Origin of the sequence: Marinifilum breve (assembly GCF_003202155.1) — a bacterium.
GTDB classification, from domain to species: Bacteria; Bacteroidota; Bacteroidia; order Bacteroidales; family Marinifilaceae; genus Marinifilum; species Marinifilum breve.
This window is the reverse complement of sequence record NZ_QFLI01000006.1, coordinates 288770-306118: the sequence shown is the minus strand read 5'-3', so window position 1 is coordinate 306118 and position 17349 is coordinate 288770. Positions and strand designations below refer to the sequence as shown.

Sequence of the window (17349 nt, the reverse complement as noted above, 5' to 3'; positions counted from 1 at the left end):
AAGGAATGCCTTGCATCATTACAAAATATAAATCGATTATTCTATTCGCAGGAATATTCTGCCTTTTCTCATTTACGCTGGAAGCTCAGAAAAAATCATTAATTGAAATTAAACATTTCGATAGCATGAGAGCGAAATTACAATCAGAATCACAGCTTACTGTTTTCAATGACAATGTATTTATTACTCATGAAAACATTAAGATGTATTGCGATAGCGTATATCAATTCAGAGGAGACAACAGAATTGTTGCATATGGTAATGTTCACATTATTAGCTCGGACACAGTTCACATTTATGGTGATGTACTAAAGTACTATGGAAACACCAAACTGGCTGAAATGCGTAAAAATGTAAAGCTTAAAAATAAAACAGTTACCGTAACCACTGAGTTTCTTGATTTTGATATGAACGAAAGTGTAGGTTACTATTTTAATGGTGGAAAAATTGTAGATACCGACAATACGCTTACCAGCAGCATAGGAAGATATTATACGAGACAGGATTTGTTGTTCTTTAAAGATAGCGTTGAAGTTCTAAGTAATGACTATACTTTAAAATCAGATACATTAAAATACAATACGGTTAGCAAAACTGCTTTTATTTTAGGTCCTACTACCATCGAAAATGAAACAGAAACACTTTATTCAGAAGATGGATGGTACAATACAACTACTGGAATATCACAATTTTTTAAAAACACTACCCTTAATAGTAAAGCATATCAAATAAAAGGCGATAGCATTTACTTGGATAAAAATAATGAAACTGCAAGAGTATTTGACAATGTAGAATTAAAAGACACGGTTAATAATATTATCTTGCAAGGACACTTTTTAGAAACTTTTAAGAATACCGAAGAAGCACTAATGACTGATTCGGCAGTTTTTATTCAAGTTGCAGAACAAGATTCTCTTTTTCTACATGCAGATACGCTTACAATATCAAAAGACACTGCAGATTATGAACTAATAAAGGCTTTTCATCACGTGAAGTTTTTCAGACCCGATTTGCAAGGTAAATGTGATTCTCTGGTATATACCATGCAAGACTCTACCATAAGATTGTTTAACGATCCGGTTTTATGGGCGCAGGGCAATCAGATGATTGCTGATACTATAGGTATAGAAACACAAAATCAGAAACTAAAATATCTTCATTTTAGAGGTTCTTCCTTCCTAACGGCAAAAGAAGACAGCGTCTTTTACAACCAGATCAAAGGAAAGAACATGCTTGGTCATGTTAGAGACAATAAAATTTACAAATTAGATATTGATGGCAATGGTGAGACTATATATTATCCAAAAGACAAAGAAATATTAATGGGAATGAATATTGCCAAAAGCAGTAATATTACAATACTTATAAAGGATAACAAAATCGATCAGATTAAGTTTATCAAAAAACCTGATGGCAACATGTACCCTTTGTTTGAAGTGGAACAAGAAATGCTATTCCTGAAAAATTTCCGTTGGTTCGATGGTGTTCAGCCAAAATCAAAAGAAGATATATTTATTTGGCGAGATACACCTCCACATACAGCTAAAAGTATTTTAAAAGGTGAGTAAACAGATTATAAATCTGTTTAAAGCAGGAAATAAAAAACGAGGTTTTGTAACAAAACCTCGTTTTTTATTTTTTAGTATTCATCTTCGTTGAATAAAAAATCTCCTTTGCTAGGGTAATCAGGCCAAATATCCTCAATACTCTCAAAAATCTCTCCCTCTTCCTCGATTTCCTGCAAATTTTCAATTACCTCCAGCGGCGCACCAGAGCGAATTGCGTAGTCAATCAACTCATCCTTAGAAGCCGGCCATGGGGCATCTTCAAGTTTTGTTGCTAATTCAAGTGTCCAATACATAAGTTCAAAATATTTTTAGGTTCCTTTATTCTGCGAATATAATTTTTTTTTCCGAATTTACAAGTCCGGCTCCCATTTTATTTCATCAGCCCCAACATCCTTTAAAACCTTGCGTGATAACACAAATAAGTAGTCCGACAACCTGTTTAAGTACTTCAACAATAAGGGATTTATGTCAATTTCTAATGACAATTGATTGGCTCTTCTCTCTGCCCTACGGCAAATTGTTCTGGCAACATGGCAAAATCCATTTAATCGGCTCCCTCCAGGTAGAACAAAATTGTTTAATTCTGGAAGTTCTTCATCCATTCGATCCATCTCGGATTCCAATAATAAAATATCATCCTCATTCAGATTTAGCTTCTGTTTTAAGTCTGATTTTTCATCATCTGTAGCCAAACGAGAGCCAATCAAAAACAGCTTGTTCTGTACTATATTTAAAACTTCCAGAGTTTTTTCTTCTATTTCATGAGATCGAATTAATCCAATATATGAATTCAATTCATCAACAGTTCCGTAAGCTTCTAATCTCAAATGATATTTAGGAACACGAGTTCCACCAATAAGACCAGTGGTTCCCTTATCTCCTGTTTTTGTATATACTTTAAATTTATCCATTGTTCTATTTTTTAGCTAACATTTCAAGTTTTGCCTGATAAAATTAGCAGTTATAACAAAGATAAAATTTTTTATTATTTAGAACGATTCTAAGAATTTATTTTTCCGTATTATCTATAGAAATTAAAATTCCTACGGAATGCATATTTAGATGAAAATCAAATTCACGAGAATGTTTTAACGTTTTCCAGGTATCCAACAAGACAGAATTTCTATTCATATTTTGAAAAACAAGAATAGAAGACCTGCCCAATATTTGAGCATAGTTTGTTTTAAATAGCTCAATATCTTCAACACTGGCCATATTGGATATTACTATAAAGTCAACATCCTTTACTTCACAGAACTGTATAGATTCAATATTATTAATTTGAAGCTGTCTATTAAATATTTTTGAATTTATCTCTTCATTTTTTAGGCAATCTCCAATACAGCAAAGTTTAATTCTCGAATCAACCTTGGCCATATACGCCTTCGTATACCCCAATCCATTTCCAATAAACACAGGCTTTTTTACTTGGTAATAATTCATCAAGCGAAAAATTAAGCGATCCACATCTTTTCCCCTTTTTAAATTTAGGATTTCCTCCTTCAAAAAATTTGCACGACCAGCACTAATAGCCGATGATTTACAAGATGCTTTCAACAACCTTACCGCCAATCCCCTGGTTTGTTGAAGATCGCGAAAGGCATAATAATGAAGCTTAGCTCCAAATACATTAGTTATCAAATCTATTGCATTTGAAGAATGTTCTCCAAAGCCCTTTCGGCGATAAGTTTTTAAACGAATTAATCTTTTTTTTAGTCGATATCGAATTCCACTCATGCTAGTGTTTATGTATATTTGGCGAATTAAATTGTAAATTTGAGTTTCTCAACAATTAAAATTATTAGATTTTTTGAACTTTCAATACTTTAAACCGATTTGTTTCTAGAATGTCGCAATGTTTCATTACACTTTCAATGTACTTTTAGAAATCAATCGGCATAATACATGCAATATTGTATTATTAAAATGTGATTAAATGTCTGAATTAGCTGGCCTAGATATAAAATTTTTAGCTGGAGTTGGTCCCAAAAGAGCTTCCATTTTGAATCAAGAACTATCGATCTATAGTTACGAGGATTTGTTGTATCATTTTCCGTACAAATATATCGATAGAACAAAATTCTATTCAATTAGGGAGATTAACTCGAAACTACCCTATATTCAAGTAAGAGGACAAATTACAGGCATCGAAACTTTAGGCGAAAAACGTCAACAACGTTTGGTAGCTTATTTTACAGATGGTGAAGACACCATGGAATTGGTCTGGTTTAAGGGCATTAAATACATTAAAGGCAACCTAAAGCCAAATACCGATTACATTGTTTTTGGAAAACCTTCTGAGTTCAACAGGAAGGTTAATGTTGTTCATCCTGAAATAGAAGAAGCAAACAAAAGCAATGGGAAGATTAATGCTTCGCTTCAATCATTTTATCTGACCACCGAGAAAATGAAGAATAGCTTTCTGAATTCACGAGCAATTCAGAAACTGCAAGAAAATGCACTAAAATCAGTTAATGGGAAAATACCAGAAACTTTGCCAGCACCTCTAATTAAAAGACAGGGTCTAATCAACCTGCACGAAGCTTTGCTTCAGATTCATTTTCCGCAAAATACTGAGATCCTAAAAAAAGCACAATATCGACTAAAGTTTGAAGAGTTGTTCTACATCCAACTCAACATTCTTAAAATGAAAATGAAACGGAAAATCCTATACAAAGGACATCTGTTTTCAAAAATTGGTGAATACTTTAATACGTTCTACCAAAACAATTTGCCTTTCGAATTAACCAATGCCCAAAAGCGAGTAATTAAAGAAATTCGTAAGGATGTTGGTTCCGGGAAACAAATGAATCGCCTGCTACAAGGTGATGTAGGTAGTGGTAAAACCATGGTTGGACTAATGTGCATGCTTATGGCACTCGATAATGGTTGTCAAGCATGCTTAATGGCTCCTACCGAAATTCTAGCTACACAACACATGGAAAGCATTTCTGAATTTCTGGAAGGAATTGATGTAAATGTTGCTTTACTTACCGGTTCCACAAAGCAAAAGGACAGACGAAGAATACATGAAGACCTTAAAAGTGGAGAGTTGCAGATTCTGATTGGTACACATGCATTGCTCGAAGATGTGGTTCAATTCAATAACCTTGGTCTGGTTATTATCGATGAGCAGCATAGATTTGGGGTAGCACAGCGTGCTCGATTATGGAAAAAGAATAACATTCCTCCACATGTATTGGTGATGACGGCCACTCCAATTCCAAGAACTTTAGCAATGACCTTATACGGCGACTTGGAAGTTTCTGTAATTGATGAACTGCCTCCAGGGAGAAAGCCAATTCAAACGGTTCATTACTTCGAGAATAAAAGGCGACAGGTTTATCAGTTCATGAAAAAACAGATCGATTTGGGAAGGCAAATCTATTTGGTATATCCGATGATTAAAGAATCGGAAAAAATGGATTATAAAAACCTGGAAGAAGGTTATGAAAGTGTGGCCAGTTCTTTTCCTCCTGAAAAGTACGGCATAAGTATGGTTCACGGTAAAATGAAACCAGCCGAAAAAGATGCTGAAATGCAACGATTCGCGCAAGGTGAAACCAAAATTATGGTAGCAACTACCGTAATCGAAGTTGGTGTTAATGTACCCAATGCATCGGTAATGGTTATTGAAAGTACCGAAAGGTTTGGTTTATCGCAGTTGCACCAATTGCGTGGTCGTGTAGGACGTGGTGCCGAACAATCATACTGTATCCTCATGTCTTCCTACAAGATTTCCAATGAATCGAGAAAAAGAATTGAAACCATGGTAAGAACCAACGATGGTTTTGAAATTGCCGAAGTTGATTTAAAACTAAGAGGCCCGGGAGATATTGAAGGAACTCAGCAAAGTGGTATTTCCTATGATTTAAAAATTGCTCACCTTGGTAAAGATGGTCAGTTATTGCAATATGCAAGAGATGTTGCACAGCAAATTTTAGATGATGATCCTCTTCTGGAAAAAGAAGAGAACTTCACTTTAGCCAAACAAGTAAAAAGACTTAGCAAAACAAAAATAAATTGGAGTGTAATAAGCTAATTATTGAATCATAAATTTATATTTTTAAATTGTATTTCAATAATATCATTATTCACAAAGCAATGCTCCTTATAAATAAAACAGGGATCTTTATCCATTGTTCGGTAAACATACACCAATAATCACTATAACGATATGAAAAAACTATTACTACTCTCTATCGCTTCAATATTCCTGTATGCAGGCAATCTGAAAGCTCAGGAAGACAATTTATTTTATGGTTTCGATAACTCTTTCGAAAACCTAAGCAATCCAGATTCTATAAGTCTTTTCACCGGTTCATTTGCCTTTGCAAGAATTGGTGGCGAAAACTATGCAGGTGCAAGATTTCAACCAGAATTGAACTTAGGAAAAGTAGGTGTAGGATTTGATCTTCCAATATACTTTAACCTAGAATCGGGAAAATTGTACAGCGACGAATTCAAAAATGGCTCTGGAATCCTTCGTCTAATAAGCTATGTTCGTTACGGCCGTAAGAAAAAAGATCCTGTATTCATTAAAGTAGGTCAACTAAGAGGTGAATCTCTTGGATATGGGAGTTTGCTAAATAACTACAACAACTCACCTAGTTTCGAGAAACGAAAAGTGGGTGTAAGCTACGATTTCAGAATTAAAAAAGTAGTTGGTATCGAAGGTTTGTATAGCGATTTTAACCTTGAATCATTCAATCTTTTCGCCATTCGCCCTTATGTGCGTCCTTTTGGCGCTAGTGGAATTCCAGTACTTAAAACCTTAGATTTTGGTATTTCCTATATCTCCGATAAGGATAGAACCAATCGCTTTGGCGATGATACTGGAATAAATGAATTCCTTTCTGATGGAGTGAAAGCCTATGGTTTTGATATGGGAATCACTTTCATCAATTCCAACTTCATCAATATTACCGGATATACCCACTTTAGTAAATTGACAAAAATAAAATCAGATTCATTGGCCAGATATCATCAGGCAATTCCTCCTACGCAAAGGTATGGTGCAGGAAAAGGTATGGGAATTGGTGTAAATGCCAATATGAATGTCATAGGCAATTTTTTCAGGCTAAACTCAAGAATAGAACGTCTTTGGTATAGCGACAATTACCTGCCACAATTCTTCGATGCCCATTACGAAATCAATAAGGATGCAAAAATTGTGGCATTGGGAGATGCAAAAAACAAGCAGGGTATTTACGGATCATTAACTGCTTCGTTAATGGATAAAGTTTTGGTTGGAGGTAATTTACTTCTACCTGATAATGTAAGTGAAGAAACTCCTGCTACCATGCAGCTAAATCTTAAAACAAAAGATTTATTCGATAAGATTATTATTGAAGGATATTATACAAAAGCCAATTTGGTTGATTTTGGTGATGCTTTTGAATTCGATGATAATTCATTGGCATTAATTCGTTTTGCCTATAAAATCAGTCCTATTATAGCAACAGGAGTAGACTACAAATGGACCTGGAATAAACAGGATGATGGAAGCTTTAAAGCTGATAATTCGGTAATGCCTTATGTGGCATTGCGTTTTCAATTCTAAGGAAGCACAATATGCACTTAAGATATTTGCCCAATGTATTTTACATACGTTGGGCATTTTTCTTTAAATACCTACTTGAACTGCAATTATTATAATAACAACCTACCCAAGTAAGTGCAATAAATTATTATATCCATTTAAACAACCTGCTCTAGCACGTTTTCCAACCTACTTTACCTGGTTGGATAACCTACTCTAGTACGTCCACCAATCTACTTTACACATTTGGATAACCTACTCTAGTACGTCCACCAACCTACTTTACCCATTTGGATAACCTACTCTAGCACGTCTACCAACCTACTTTACCCATTTGGATAACCTACTCTAGTACGTCTACCAACCTACTTTACCTGGTTGGGTAACCAGGTAGATACTGTAAAGTACAAGTTCTACACATCAATAAAATAAGCCTAACCACTCATAATCAAATGTAAAAAAAGCAGAAATCATTAGATTTCTGCTTTATATATCGTGATGTCCTTAATCCATATACTTAATCCACATAAAAGTGGGCAGCTCCTTTTTCTCCGTCATTAATCTCTGTAAAGAAGTTTTCAGTCATCGTTTCTTCATGGGTAACAGAATCAACGTAGTTGGCAGTGATTTTAACTTCACCTGATTCCTTAATTTTAAGTTTCACGTAATTGTACACATATCCTTTTCCTTTTGGATTGGCAATTAGTTTCGAAGTTGAAGTAACAACAAAAGCCTCTTTATTTCGAATCGAACCCTTGGCAAAATACTCCCAGGTATCTATTTTCATACCTCCAATAGCATCAACGCTCTCGTCCTCTATCTCATTGTCACTTATTAACTGACAATCTTTATAATAGAAAACAGCATGTACAACTTTTCCTTGTTTTAAGGCATCCATTACTTGTTCAAAAGATTCTAATTTTTGCGTCTTCGCCATTAAAATTCCAGGAATTAGCATTAAGCTAAGCAATAGTATTTTTTTCATAATTCTAGGTTAGTGGTGATTATTTATGTCAATTTTATCCTATTCAATCTAAGTTTTCTTTGTCTTTATAATTCTTTAATGAAATTCTAAAATACGATAAACGATGATTTATTTACATAGATTCTAAATTACCTCGTTTGCAGAAAGTACTAAAATTAGCGATTTTTTTCTTGAATAGCCCAAACTAACTGTATTCAATATAGATACATGAAAAATTGCAATCTCTACATTACAAAAGCAAGGAACTCCCTCTATTTAAACACGCTATAAATAGACTTTTTCAGGATGGAATGTGGCCTAAAGTGTTAATTTTGTTGCCATGTGTTAAATAACATACCTATTTAAAGGTGCTGATATACAGCTAACAAACACATACACTAAATAAAAAGGGGCTAAATCATGAGTACTCCCAAACAAATTGATCATGAGGGGACTATCCTGGAAATAAAGGATGGTAAGATTACAGTCGGAATTGTTAATGTTTCGGCTTGTGCAGGTTGTCATGCAAAAGGAGCGTGTACAATGTCTGATATGAAGGAAAAATCAATTGATGTTATTGATTTTAGCAACAAGTATTCTGTAGGAGAAAAAGTCAAATTAACTTACCGCGAATCCTTAGGCTGGTTTGCATTAATGTTGGCATATGTACTCCCATTTGTTCTTGTGTTACTTGTTCTTTTTATAGCAACATCAATTACTAACGACGAACTAATAAGTGGTTTACTATCATTAGCAGTTTTACCACCTTATTATATCATATTGTCCTTTTTTAAAGGACGTTTAAAGAAAACGTTTTCATTTACAATAGAAAAAATCGTAAACATTTAATTCTATGAGCATTATAGCTATCACTATTCTGGCTTTGTGTGCTATTGGTGTTACTGCAGCAATTATCCTGTATTTTGTAGCCCAAAAATTCAAAGTGTACGAAGATCCTCGTATCGACGAGGTTGAAGAAGCATTGCCTGCAGCGAACTGCGGGGGTTGTGGTTATCCGGGTTGTAGAGGTTTTGCCGAAGCATTGGTAAAAGCCGACGACATCTCAAACTTCAACTGCCCTGTTGGTGGAGCAGCGGTAATGTCACATGTAGGTGCCCTTTTAGGACACGAAGTTAAAGCAGCAGACCCAACTGTTGCTGTTGTACGTTGTAACGGAACTTGCGAAAACCGTCCGAAAACAAATCAGTACGATGGAGCAGCATCTTGTTCTATTGCAGCATCACTTTATAGTGGCGAAACTGGTTGTCAGCATGGATGTCTAGGTTTAGGCGAATGTGTTGAAGCTTGTAATTTTGATGCAATGTACATGGACGAAGAAACAGGTCTGCCAGTTATCATTGAAGACAAGTGTGTTTCTTGTGGCGCTTGTGTTAAAGCTTGTCCTAATAACATTATTGAGCTTCGCAAAAAAGGACCTAAGAGCCGTCGTATTTTTGTGTCTTGTGTAAACAAGGACAAAGGTGCTGTTGCCAAAAAAGCTTGTAATGTTGCATGTATTGGTTGCCGCAAGTGTGAGAAAGAATGTCCTTTCGATGCAATTACAGTAGAAAACAACCTTGCTTACATCGACTACAACAAATGTAAATTGTGTAGAAAATGTGTGGTAGTTTGTCCTACTAATGCAATACATGAATTAAACTTCCCTCCTCGAAAAGAGAAGCCTGCTGCAAAACCTGATGCTAAAACAGTAAAACCTGCAGCTGCTAAGGCGGAAGTTAAAGATGCTCCTAAAGCTGAGCCAAAAGCAAACGATTCGAAAGAAGAAACATCTGATAACAAATAAATAGGAGGATAATCAGTGTTAAAAACATTTTCTATAGGAGGTATTCATCCAGCAGAAAACAAACTATCTGCTGAAAGCGCAATCCAGGCATTGCCAATACCCCAAATGGTTAGCATTCCAATTTCACAACATATTGGTGCTCCTGCTACACCAATCGTTAAAAAAGGCGACGAAGTAAAAGTAGGACAACTAATTGCTAAATCTTCAGGATTTGTATCTGCAAACATTCACTCATCTGTTTCAGGAACAGTATTCAAGGTAGATGATATCATGGATGCTAGTGGTTTCCGAAGAACATCGGTTATCATCAAAGTTGATGGCGATGAATGGTTAGAGCATATCGATCGAAGCGAAGAATTGGTAAAAGAAATTAGCGCAAGCAAAGAGGAAATCATCAAACGAGTTGGCGATGCGGGTATCGTTGGTTTGGGTGGTGCTACCTTCCCTGCTCATGTTAAACTTTCAGTTCCTCCTGGAAAAACCGCAGAGGTTTTAATCATTAATGCAGTTGAGTGTGAGCCTTATCTAACTTCTGACCACAGAATCATGTTAGAAAAAGGTGATGAAGTACTAGTTGGTACTCAAATCTTGATGAAAGCGCTTGAGGTAAACAAAGCAATTATCGGTATTGAGAATAACAAGCCTGATGCCATTGCACACCTTACAAAGCTTGCTGCAAACTATCAAGGCATTGAAATCTGTCCATTAAAGACTCAATATCCTCAAGGCGGTGAGAAACAATTGATCTCTGCAACCATTAAGAGAGAAGTTCCATCGGGGGCTCTTCCAATTGAAGTTGGTGCAGTTGTTCAGAATGTAGGTACTGCTTATGCAGTTTACGAAGCAATTCAGAAAAACAAGCCATTGATTGAGCGTGTAGCAACAGTTACTGGTAAATCCTTGAAGAATCCATCGAACTGGATGTTCCGTATCGGTACCCCTGTTAAAGATATTATCGAAGCTGCAGGTGGAATGCCAGAAGATACTGGTAAAATTGTTGGTGGTGGTCCGATGATGGGTAAAGCAATTGCCAGCGTTGATGTTCCATTGACTAAAGGTAGTTCTGGATTATTGCTTCTTCCTCGCGAAGAAACTGCACGTAAAGCTACCAAAGCTTGTATCCGTTGTGGTAAGTGTGTTTCTGTATGTCCAATGGGACTTGAACCTTACTTGCTAATGGTATGTGCTGATAAGAAAGATTACGAGCGCTTAGAAAAAGATGCAGTAATGGATTGTATCGAATGTGGTTCTTGTAGTTTCACATGTCCTGCTCACCGTCCTTTATTGGATTACATCCGATTGGGAAAAGGAAAAGTGGGTCAGATTATGAGAGCACGCAAATAATTAGCGATTAACAATGAGTGATGAATAATCGTTCATTTACCAAATGAAAAATTAACTAATTAACAAATAGATATGAACACCAAAGTACTTGTCGCACCATCTCCGCATGTTCATAGTGGAGATTCCATACAGAAAAATATGTATGGTGTGGTATTTGCGATGCTTCCGGCGCTGCTATTTTCGTTCTTTTACTTTGGATTAGGTGCACTAGTTGTAACCCTAACCGCCGTAGCATCATGTTACTTATTCGAATTCTTAATTCAAAAATACATTCTTAAGACAGAAGTTACCATTAACGATGGTTCTGCCCTTATTACTGGTATTCTTTTGGCCTTTAACGTACCATCTAACCTTCCAATCTGGATCATCATGATTGGTGCATTAGTGGCGATTGGTATTGGTAAAATGACATTTGGAGGATTAGGAAACAACGTATTCAACCCTGCATTGGTTGGTCGTGTATTCCTTTTGATCTCTTTCCCTGTTCAGATGACCAGTTGGCCAGTGTCTATAGGTTTAACCAGTGGATATATTGATGTAGAAACTGGAGCTACACCTCTTGCTATCATTAAGGAAGGTCTAAAAAGCGGAACACCTTTATCGGAATTAACAAGCCAAATCCCTTCAAACATGGACATGTTCCTTGGAAACATGGGAGGTTCAATGGGTGAGATTGCAGGAGCTGCCTTAGTTCTTGGATTGATTTACATGTTGATCCGTAAGATCATTACCTGGCACATTCCTGTGGCAGTGATTGGTTCTGTTGCGATCTTAACAGGAATTCTTCACATGGTAGATCCTGAAGCTTATGCGGGACCTGTATTCCATATTTTGACAGGAGGTTTATTGTTAGGTGCTATTTTCATGGCTACCGACTATGTTACTTCTCCAATGTCTAATAAAGGAATGATCATCTACGGTGTGGGAATCGGTGTCCTAACTGTAGTAATCCGTGTGTTTGGAGCATATCCTGAAGGAGTATCATTTGCCATTCTTATTATGAATGCATTTGTGCCACTAATTAACGTGTATGTTAAACCTAAGCGTTTCGGCGAAAAAAGGAAATAATCATGGCTGGTAAAAAAGAATCTACATTTATAAATATGGTTCTGGTGTTATTCATTGTAACACTAGTTGCCTCAGCTGCATTAGGTGGACTTTACGAGTTAACCAAAGAGCCTATCGCTGCTGCTAAATTGGCTAAAAAATTAAAAGCCATTAAGGAAGTTGTTCCTGAATTTGATAATAATCCTAGCGAGGAAATGTATTCGGTTGAGATGCCTACAGGTGATCTTTTGGAATTCTATCCTGCAAAAAAAGGAGGTGAATTGGTTGGTACTGCTGTAAAAACATTTACCACAAACGGATTCTCTGGATACATTTGGATCATGGTAGGTTTTAAACCTGATGGAACAATCAACAATTATTCAGTATTGGAACACAAAGAAACACCTGGTTTGGGTACAAAAATGGAACCTTGGTTTAAAACTACAGATCCAACTAAAGCCAAGTGTAGCATTTTGGGCAAAAATCCTGGAACAGCAAACCTTACTGTTAGCAAAGATGGTGGTGAAGTTGATGCTATTACTGCGGCAACAATTAGCTCCAGAGCTTTCTTAGAAGCTGTTCAGACTGCTTACAATGAGTATAACAAGAAAATGGAAGGAGGAACCAAGTAATGACAAACAAAGAAAATTTCTTAAAAGGTTTTTTTAAAGAGAATGCTGTTTTTACTCTATTGTTGGGTATGTGTCCTGCACTTGGGGTAACCTCTTCTGCAATTAACGGATTGGGTATGGGATTAGCTACAACATTCGTACTAATCATGTCTAACATTGTAATTTCACTGGTTAGCTCTCAAATTCCTGATAAAGTAAAGATTCCATCATTTATTGTAATCATTGCTTCTTTCGTAACAATGGTTGATTTGGTAATGGCAGGCTACGCTCCTGCTTTACACGAGCAATTGGGTGTATTCATTCCTCTTATCGTAGTTAACTGTCTTGTGTTAGGGCGTGCCGAAGCATTTGCATCTAAAAATAAATTGGTTCCTTCAATTATCGATGGTGCTAGTATGGGACTTGGTTTCTCAATGGCATTAACTATGCTAGGAGCTGTACGCGAATTCTTTGGTGCAGGTAAAATGTTTGGAATAACATTATTTAGTGAAAACTATGGTATGTTGATTTTTGTATTGGCCCCTGGAGCATTTATTGCCCTTGGTTACTTAATCGCATTTATTAACAAACTTAGAAAAGCTTAAGGAGGAAAATCATGGAATTTATTGTAATTATTATATCTGCAATATTCGTTAATAACGTTGTATTGATGCAATTCCTTGGAATTTGTCCATTCCTTGGGGTTTCGAAAAAGGTTGAAACGGCTGTCGGTATGACTGGTGCTGTTACTTTTGTAATGGTTCTTGCTACAATCGTAACCTATTTGATTCAAAACTATATTTTGAATCCTTATAATATTGGATTCATGCAGACCATCACCTTTATTTTGGTAATTGCATCATTGGTGCAGTTGGTTGAAATTATCTTGAAAAAAGTGAGTCCTGCATTGTATCAGGCATTAGGTGTATTCTTGCCTCTTATTACTACTAACTGTGCTATTTTGGGTGTGGCAATCATGACCATCCAAAAAGACTATAGCCTTGTTGAAGCTGTTGTATTCTCAGGAGCATCAGCAATTGGTTTTGGTTTGGCATTGGTTCTATTTGCAGGTCTAAGAGAACATCTTGATTTAGTAGAACTTCCAAAAGGTATGAAAGGTGCTCCTGCTGCTCTTATTGTTGCCGGATTACTTGCAATGGCCTTTATGGGATTCTCTGGGATCGTATAAATCAAAATACAATTGATTATATTTCATAGGCAGCTCATTTTGAGCTGCTTTTTTTGTTGCATAAATTCCCCTCTACGTAAGCAATTATAGCACCTTTATCAAAAATCTTGTGTAAATCCATCAGAATAACTAACTTAGGAATGAGAGTCACCTAAATGTGACCAAAATCAACCACTAATTACACACTAAATACAGGCGAAGCTAAATGCTTAATAAGTTAAAATTTCGTACGAGAGTGCTTGCCGGATTCGGACTTATTCTACTGTTTACGGTATCATTCTTCGTCCTCTCTATTTTCCAGGTAAAAAAACTACGATCAGAATCTGAATTTATTTATAATCATGCCTATACGGTAAGCAATAGTATTCGAGATATCAATACGCACATTCAAATCATGGAAAGTGCAATGAAAGATATCTTACTTGCTAATACTCAAGAGGAGTTCGATCAGGCAATTGATACCATTAACCTTTATCACCTTAAGGTGGAAGGTGAATTTGACATTGTCTACAATAATTTCCTAGGCAATGGAAGAGATGTAGGTGAAGCTCACCGCGCCTTTATGGATTGGGAAGATATCCGAAACCAAATTATCGACTTAAAAGTTAGTGGTAAAGAACTTACTGCTAAGAAAATGGTGGATGGCATGGCAGCAAACCATTTGAATAAGCTTAAGGAAAAAACCAAAGTATTAACTGATTTTGCTGAAAATCAAGCAGATTCCAATTATAAGGAAGCATCGGAAATGCATAACGCCACATTGTTTTGGTTCACAATTATATCAGTGATAATTGTACTGCTTTGTATCGCCATTACCTATGTAATTTCTGATAGTATTTCCCGACCAATTAAAAATTATATTTATAAAGCTCAAGCCATTTATCAAGGACAAGGTCATGGTTCAGTTAAAAGAATTAGTGAGGAGAGCTTGTTAAACCATTCTATCACCGAATTAACCGAAACCTATACCAAGCTTCAGAATGAAATATTAGAGCGTGAAAAAGGTGAACAAACCATTCGTGAACAATACCAGGAAATTCACGATTATTCGGAACAATTACGATCATTCAATGAAAAGCTTGAAGAAAGGGTTAAAGAAAGAACTACTGCTCTTACTACAAGTGAAGAAAAGTATAGAAACCTAATCAATGGTAGCACTGATATCATATTGGTTAATGAATATTTGGGTGATGGTTCTTCTAAATTGATAGAAGCTAACGATACCGCTTGTATATTGCTGGGTTACTCTCGTGAAGAATTGTTACAACTGACACTTCATGATTTCATTGAAAATTTAGATGATGATTACATTGTAGATTCTATAAAACGTTTAACGCGTGAAAAGCAGTTTACCAGTGAACAAATGTTTGTTTCCAAGTATGGCAAAAAAACACCAATGGAAACAGTCAACCAGTTGGTAACCTTGCAAGGAAAACATGTAATTCTTTCCACGGCACGTGATATCACCGAAAGGAAGAATGCCCAACAGGCTATAATTTCGAGCGAACGCAGGTTGAAGAAGATGATCCATAAATCACCGCTTCCGATTGTAATTACTGATGAGAATAAGGATATCGAATTCTTAAATGATAAGTTTATTGAGCAATTTGGCTATAACTTAAATGACATTCGTACTTCTGAAGACTGGTATGCGAAATGTTATCCTGACGAAGAATACAGAAAGATAGTTATTGAAACTTGGGAAAAAGCTACTGAAAAAGCAAGACAGGACAATACGGATATTGAGAAACAAGAATTTCACATTAGCACTAAAAATGGAGAACAGAGGCATTGTGAATTTTTCATGGTTCCATTCGACACCTCTTCCATGATCATCATTAATGATATTACTCCAATCATTAATTCACAAAGTGAATTGGTAAAAGCAAAAGAAAAAGCTGAAGAAAGTGATCGTTTAAAGTCTGCATTCCTTGCTAACATGTCACACGAAATCAGAACCCCAATGAATGGGATTATTGGTTTTGCAGATATGCTTAGAAAGCCTGGAAAAACTGACGAACAACAAAATGTATATGTAGATATCATTTACAAGAGTTCAAATCAGCTGCTGAAGATTATTAATGACATTCTTGATATTTCCAAGCTGGATGCCGGTCAGACTATCATCAAGGAAACACAATGCTCTATTAATTCAATTTTAGACGATTTACATATGCAATTCAGCAAAGAGAATATTGCTGATGATGAGATTGAATTTAGAGTTATTAAATCATTACCAAACGAAAAAACTCTGGTAGTAACCGAGGAAAGAAAACTAAGACAAGTTCTTTCTAACCTTCTGAACAATGCATTTAAATTCACTTCATCAGGTTCCATTGAGTTTGGCTATAAACTTTTAAAGGACAACTTCCTGGAGTTCTATGTGAAGGATACAGGCATTGGTATTCAAAAAGAGAAGCAGGACATTATTTTTGAACGATTCCGTCAGGTTGAAGAATCCTTTACGCGTAAATATGGTGGTACTGGTCTTGGCTTGGCCATTTCAAAAGGTTTTGTTGAATTAATGGGTGGTAAAATAAGAATGGCAACGGTTGAGGATAAAGGAACAACCTTCTTCTTTACAATTCCATACAAACCTGTTGATTCGGATAATGTTCCAATTAAAACAAAACCGAAAAAAAAAGATTACAAATGGGATGATAAGCTAATTTTGGTAGTAGAGGATGACGAAACCAACTACAAGTACATCGAAGCAGCTTTAAAGCCTACAAAAGTAAAAATACTTCATACCATATCAGGAAACAAAGCAATAGAACTGAGCTTAAGAAATCCTACAATTAACCTTGTTTTAATGGATCTGCGATTACCTGACATCAATGGCTTGGAAGCAACACAATCTATTAAGAAAATGCGTGATAATCTTCCGATTATTGCACAAACGGCAAATGCTTTCAGAGAAGATAAGAACAAGAGTATTGAAGCTGGATGTGATGACTTCATTGCGAAGCCATTTGATGAAAAGAAATTACTGGAGACCATTAACAAATACTTCAAAAAGAAAAAGAAGCTTAATGTGTGATGTATTAATTTCTTGAACAATTGATCCTTTTGAGTCAGCATTTTCTATGTAATGATGTTTTAACTACTATTACAACGACGTTTTAATTAGTATTGTAGCATCGTTACAATTACTATTAAAATGACATTTTAATTGGAGAACATTAGGTTACAGTCGTAACTACTATTACATCGTCTGCTTAACTATGCACTCTTAGGTTAAGTGTACGTACACTCGTCACCTAAGTAAGCATGCACTCGT

Annotated in this window: 15 protein-coding genes; 11 read left to right on the top strand and 4 right to left on the bottom strand. The window is 35.9% G+C overall.

The features are described 5' to 3' along the window. Nucleotides 1-5: 5 nt before the first annotated feature. Nucleotides 6-1568 (top strand): OstA-like protein, encoded by a 1563-nt coding sequence (locus DF185_RS14960; protein WP_110361567.1) that lies wholly within the window; start codon nt 6-8, stop codon nt 1566-1568. Nucleotides 1569-1639: 71 nt separating this feature from the next. Here the strand turns inward: DF185_RS14960 and DF185_RS14955 are convergent, their stop codons facing one another. The 3 genes from DF185_RS14955 to DF185_RS14945 all read right to left on the bottom strand — a co-directional run bounded on the left by DF185_RS14955 (nt 1640) and on the right by DF185_RS14945 (nt 3305). Further along, entirely contained in the window at nt 1640-1861 is a 222-nt protein-coding gene (locus tag DF185_RS14955; protein ID WP_054714819.1) for a DUF2795 domain-containing protein, read from the bottom strand. A gap of 57 nt (nt 1862-1918) precedes the next feature. After that, nucleotides 1919-2479, bottom strand: coding sequence for a cob(I)yrinic acid a,c-diamide adenosyltransferase (locus tag DF185_RS14950; protein WP_110361566.1), 561 nt, complete (start codon nt 2477-2479; stop codon nt 1919-1921). A gap of 97 nt (nt 2480-2576) precedes the next feature. Further along, on the bottom strand, nt 2577-3305 hold the full coding sequence (locus DF185_RS14945) for a hypothetical protein (RefSeq protein WP_110361565.1): 729 nt from the start codon (nt 3303-3305) through the stop codon (nt 2577-2579). Between the two features lie 199 nt (nt 3306-3504). On the opposite strand from DF185_RS14945, the gene recG reads away from it, so the two are divergent. Both recG and DF185_RS14935 read left to right on the top strand, forming a co-directional pair. Beyond that, the gene (gene recG, locus DF185_RS14940; protein WP_110361564.1) at nt 3505-5610 is read left to right on the top strand and encodes an ATP-dependent DNA helicase RecG; all 2106 of its coding nucleotides are present in this window, start codon (nt 3505-3507) and stop codon (nt 5608-5610) included. Between the two features lie 135 nt (nt 5611-5745). Further along, on the top strand, nt 5746-7131 hold the full coding sequence (locus DF185_RS14935) for a hypothetical protein (protein WP_110361563.1): 1386 nt from the start codon (nt 5746-5748) through the stop codon (nt 7129-7131). A 496-nt stretch (nt 7132-7627) separates the two neighbouring features. Here the strand turns inward: DF185_RS14935 and DF185_RS14930 are convergent, their stop codons facing one another. Beyond that, nucleotides 7628-8095 (bottom strand): VirK family protein, encoded by a 468-nt coding sequence (locus DF185_RS14930; protein ID WP_110361562.1) that lies wholly within the window; start codon nt 8093-8095, stop codon nt 7628-7630. 399 nt (nt 8096-8494) lie between these two features. Here DF185_RS14930 and DF185_RS14925 point away from each other — a divergent pair, with 399 nt between their 5' ends. From DF185_RS14925 to DF185_RS14890, 8 genes are all read left to right on the top strand, one after another. After that, a complete protein-coding gene (locus DF185_RS14925) occupies nt 8495-8923 on the top strand; it encodes a SoxR reducing system RseC family protein (RefSeq protein WP_110361561.1) in 429 nt (142 codons plus the stop codon). 4 nt (nt 8924-8927) lie between these two features. Continuing rightward, nucleotides 8928-9878, top strand: coding sequence for a Fe-S cluster domain-containing protein (locus DF185_RS14920; RefSeq protein WP_110361560.1), 951 nt, complete (start codon nt 8928-8930; stop codon nt 9876-9878). Nucleotides 9879-9893: 15 nt separating this feature from the next. Further along, nucleotides 9894-11222 carry an electron transport complex subunit RsxC gene (rsxC, locus tag DF185_RS14915; RefSeq protein ID WP_110361559.1) on the top strand — a complete coding sequence of 443 codons (1329 nt, stop codon included), beginning with the start codon at nt 9894-9896 and terminating at the stop codon, nt 11220-11222. Nucleotides 11223-11294: 72 nt separating this feature from the next. Continuing rightward, entirely contained in the window at nt 11295-12290 is a 996-nt protein-coding gene (locus DF185_RS14910) for an RnfABCDGE type electron transport complex subunit D (protein ID WP_110361558.1), read from the top strand. Between the two features lie 2 nt (nt 12291-12292). After that, complete coding sequence (locus DF185_RS14905; RefSeq protein ID WP_110361557.1) at nt 12293-12901, top strand: RnfABCDGE type electron transport complex subunit G; 609 nt, start codon at nt 12293-12295, stop codon at nt 12899-12901. Further along, nucleotides 12901-13485, top strand: a complete 585-nt coding sequence (locus DF185_RS14900) for an RnfABCDGE type electron transport complex subunit E (protein WP_110361556.1) — start codon at nt 12901-12903, stop codon at nt 13483-13485. Before DF185_RS14905 ends, DF185_RS14900 begins: the two co-directional genes overlap by 1 nt. A gap of 11 nt (nt 13486-13496) precedes the next feature. Then, on the top strand, nt 13497-14069 hold the full coding sequence (gene rsxA, locus DF185_RS14895) for an electron transport complex subunit RsxA (protein ID WP_110361555.1): 573 nt from the start codon (nt 13497-13499) through the stop codon (nt 14067-14069). 205 nt (nt 14070-14274) lie between these two features. Then, nucleotides 14275-17109 carry an ATP-binding protein gene (locus tag DF185_RS14890; RefSeq protein ID WP_110361554.1) on the top strand — a complete coding sequence of 945 codons (2835 nt, stop codon included), beginning with the start codon at nt 14275-14277 and terminating at the stop codon, nt 17107-17109. Nucleotides 17110-17349: the final 240 nt, after the last annotated feature.

Bases quoted from the DNA above. Each gene is read 5' to 3' on its own strand.
- DF185_RS14960 (WP_110361567.1), top strand. From the start codon at position 6: ATGCCTTGCATCATTACAAAATATAAATCGATTATTCTATTCGCAGGA.
- DF185_RS14955 (WP_054714819.1), bottom strand. From the start codon at position 1,861: ATGTATTGGACACTTGAATTAGCAACAAAACTTGAAGATGCCCCATGG.
- DF185_RS14950 (WP_110361566.1), bottom strand. From the start codon at position 2,479: ATGGATAAATTTAAAGTATATACAAAAACAGGAGATAAGGGAACCACT.
- DF185_RS14945 (WP_110361565.1), bottom strand. From the start codon at position 3,305: ATGAGTGGAATTCGATATCGACTAAAAAAAAGATTAATTCGTTTAAAA.
- recG (WP_110361564.1), top strand. From the start codon at position 3,505: ATGTCTGAATTAGCTGGCCTAGATATAAAATTTTTAGCTGGAGTTGGT.
- DF185_RS14935 (WP_110361563.1), top strand. From the start codon at position 5,746: ATGAAAAAACTATTACTACTCTCTATCGCTTCAATATTCCTGTATGCA.
- DF185_RS14930 (WP_110361562.1), bottom strand. From the start codon at position 8,095: ATGAAAAAAATACTATTGCTTAGCTTAATGCTAATTCCTGGAATTTTA.
- DF185_RS14925 (WP_110361561.1), top strand. From the start codon at position 8,495: ATGAGTACTCCCAAACAAATTGATCATGAGGGGACTATCCTGGAAATA.
- DF185_RS14920 (WP_110361560.1), top strand. From the start codon at position 8,928: ATGAGCATTATAGCTATCACTATTCTGGCTTTGTGTGCTATTGGTGTT.
- DF185_RS14910 (WP_110361558.1), top strand. From the start codon at position 11,295: ATGAACACCAAAGTACTTGTCGCACCATCTCCGCATGTTCATAGTGGA.
- DF185_RS14905 (WP_110361557.1), top strand. From the start codon at position 12,293: ATGGCTGGTAAAAAAGAATCTACATTTATAAATATGGTTCTGGTGTTA.
- DF185_RS14900 (WP_110361556.1), top strand. From the start codon at position 12,901: ATGACAAACAAAGAAAATTTCTTAAAAGGTTTTTTTAAAGAGAATGCT.
- rsxA (WP_110361555.1), top strand. From the start codon at position 13,497: ATGGAATTTATTGTAATTATTATATCTGCAATATTCGTTAATAACGTT.
- DF185_RS14890 (WP_110361554.1), top strand. From the start codon at position 14,275: ATGCTTAATAAGTTAAAATTTCGTACGAGAGTGCTTGCCGGATTCGGA.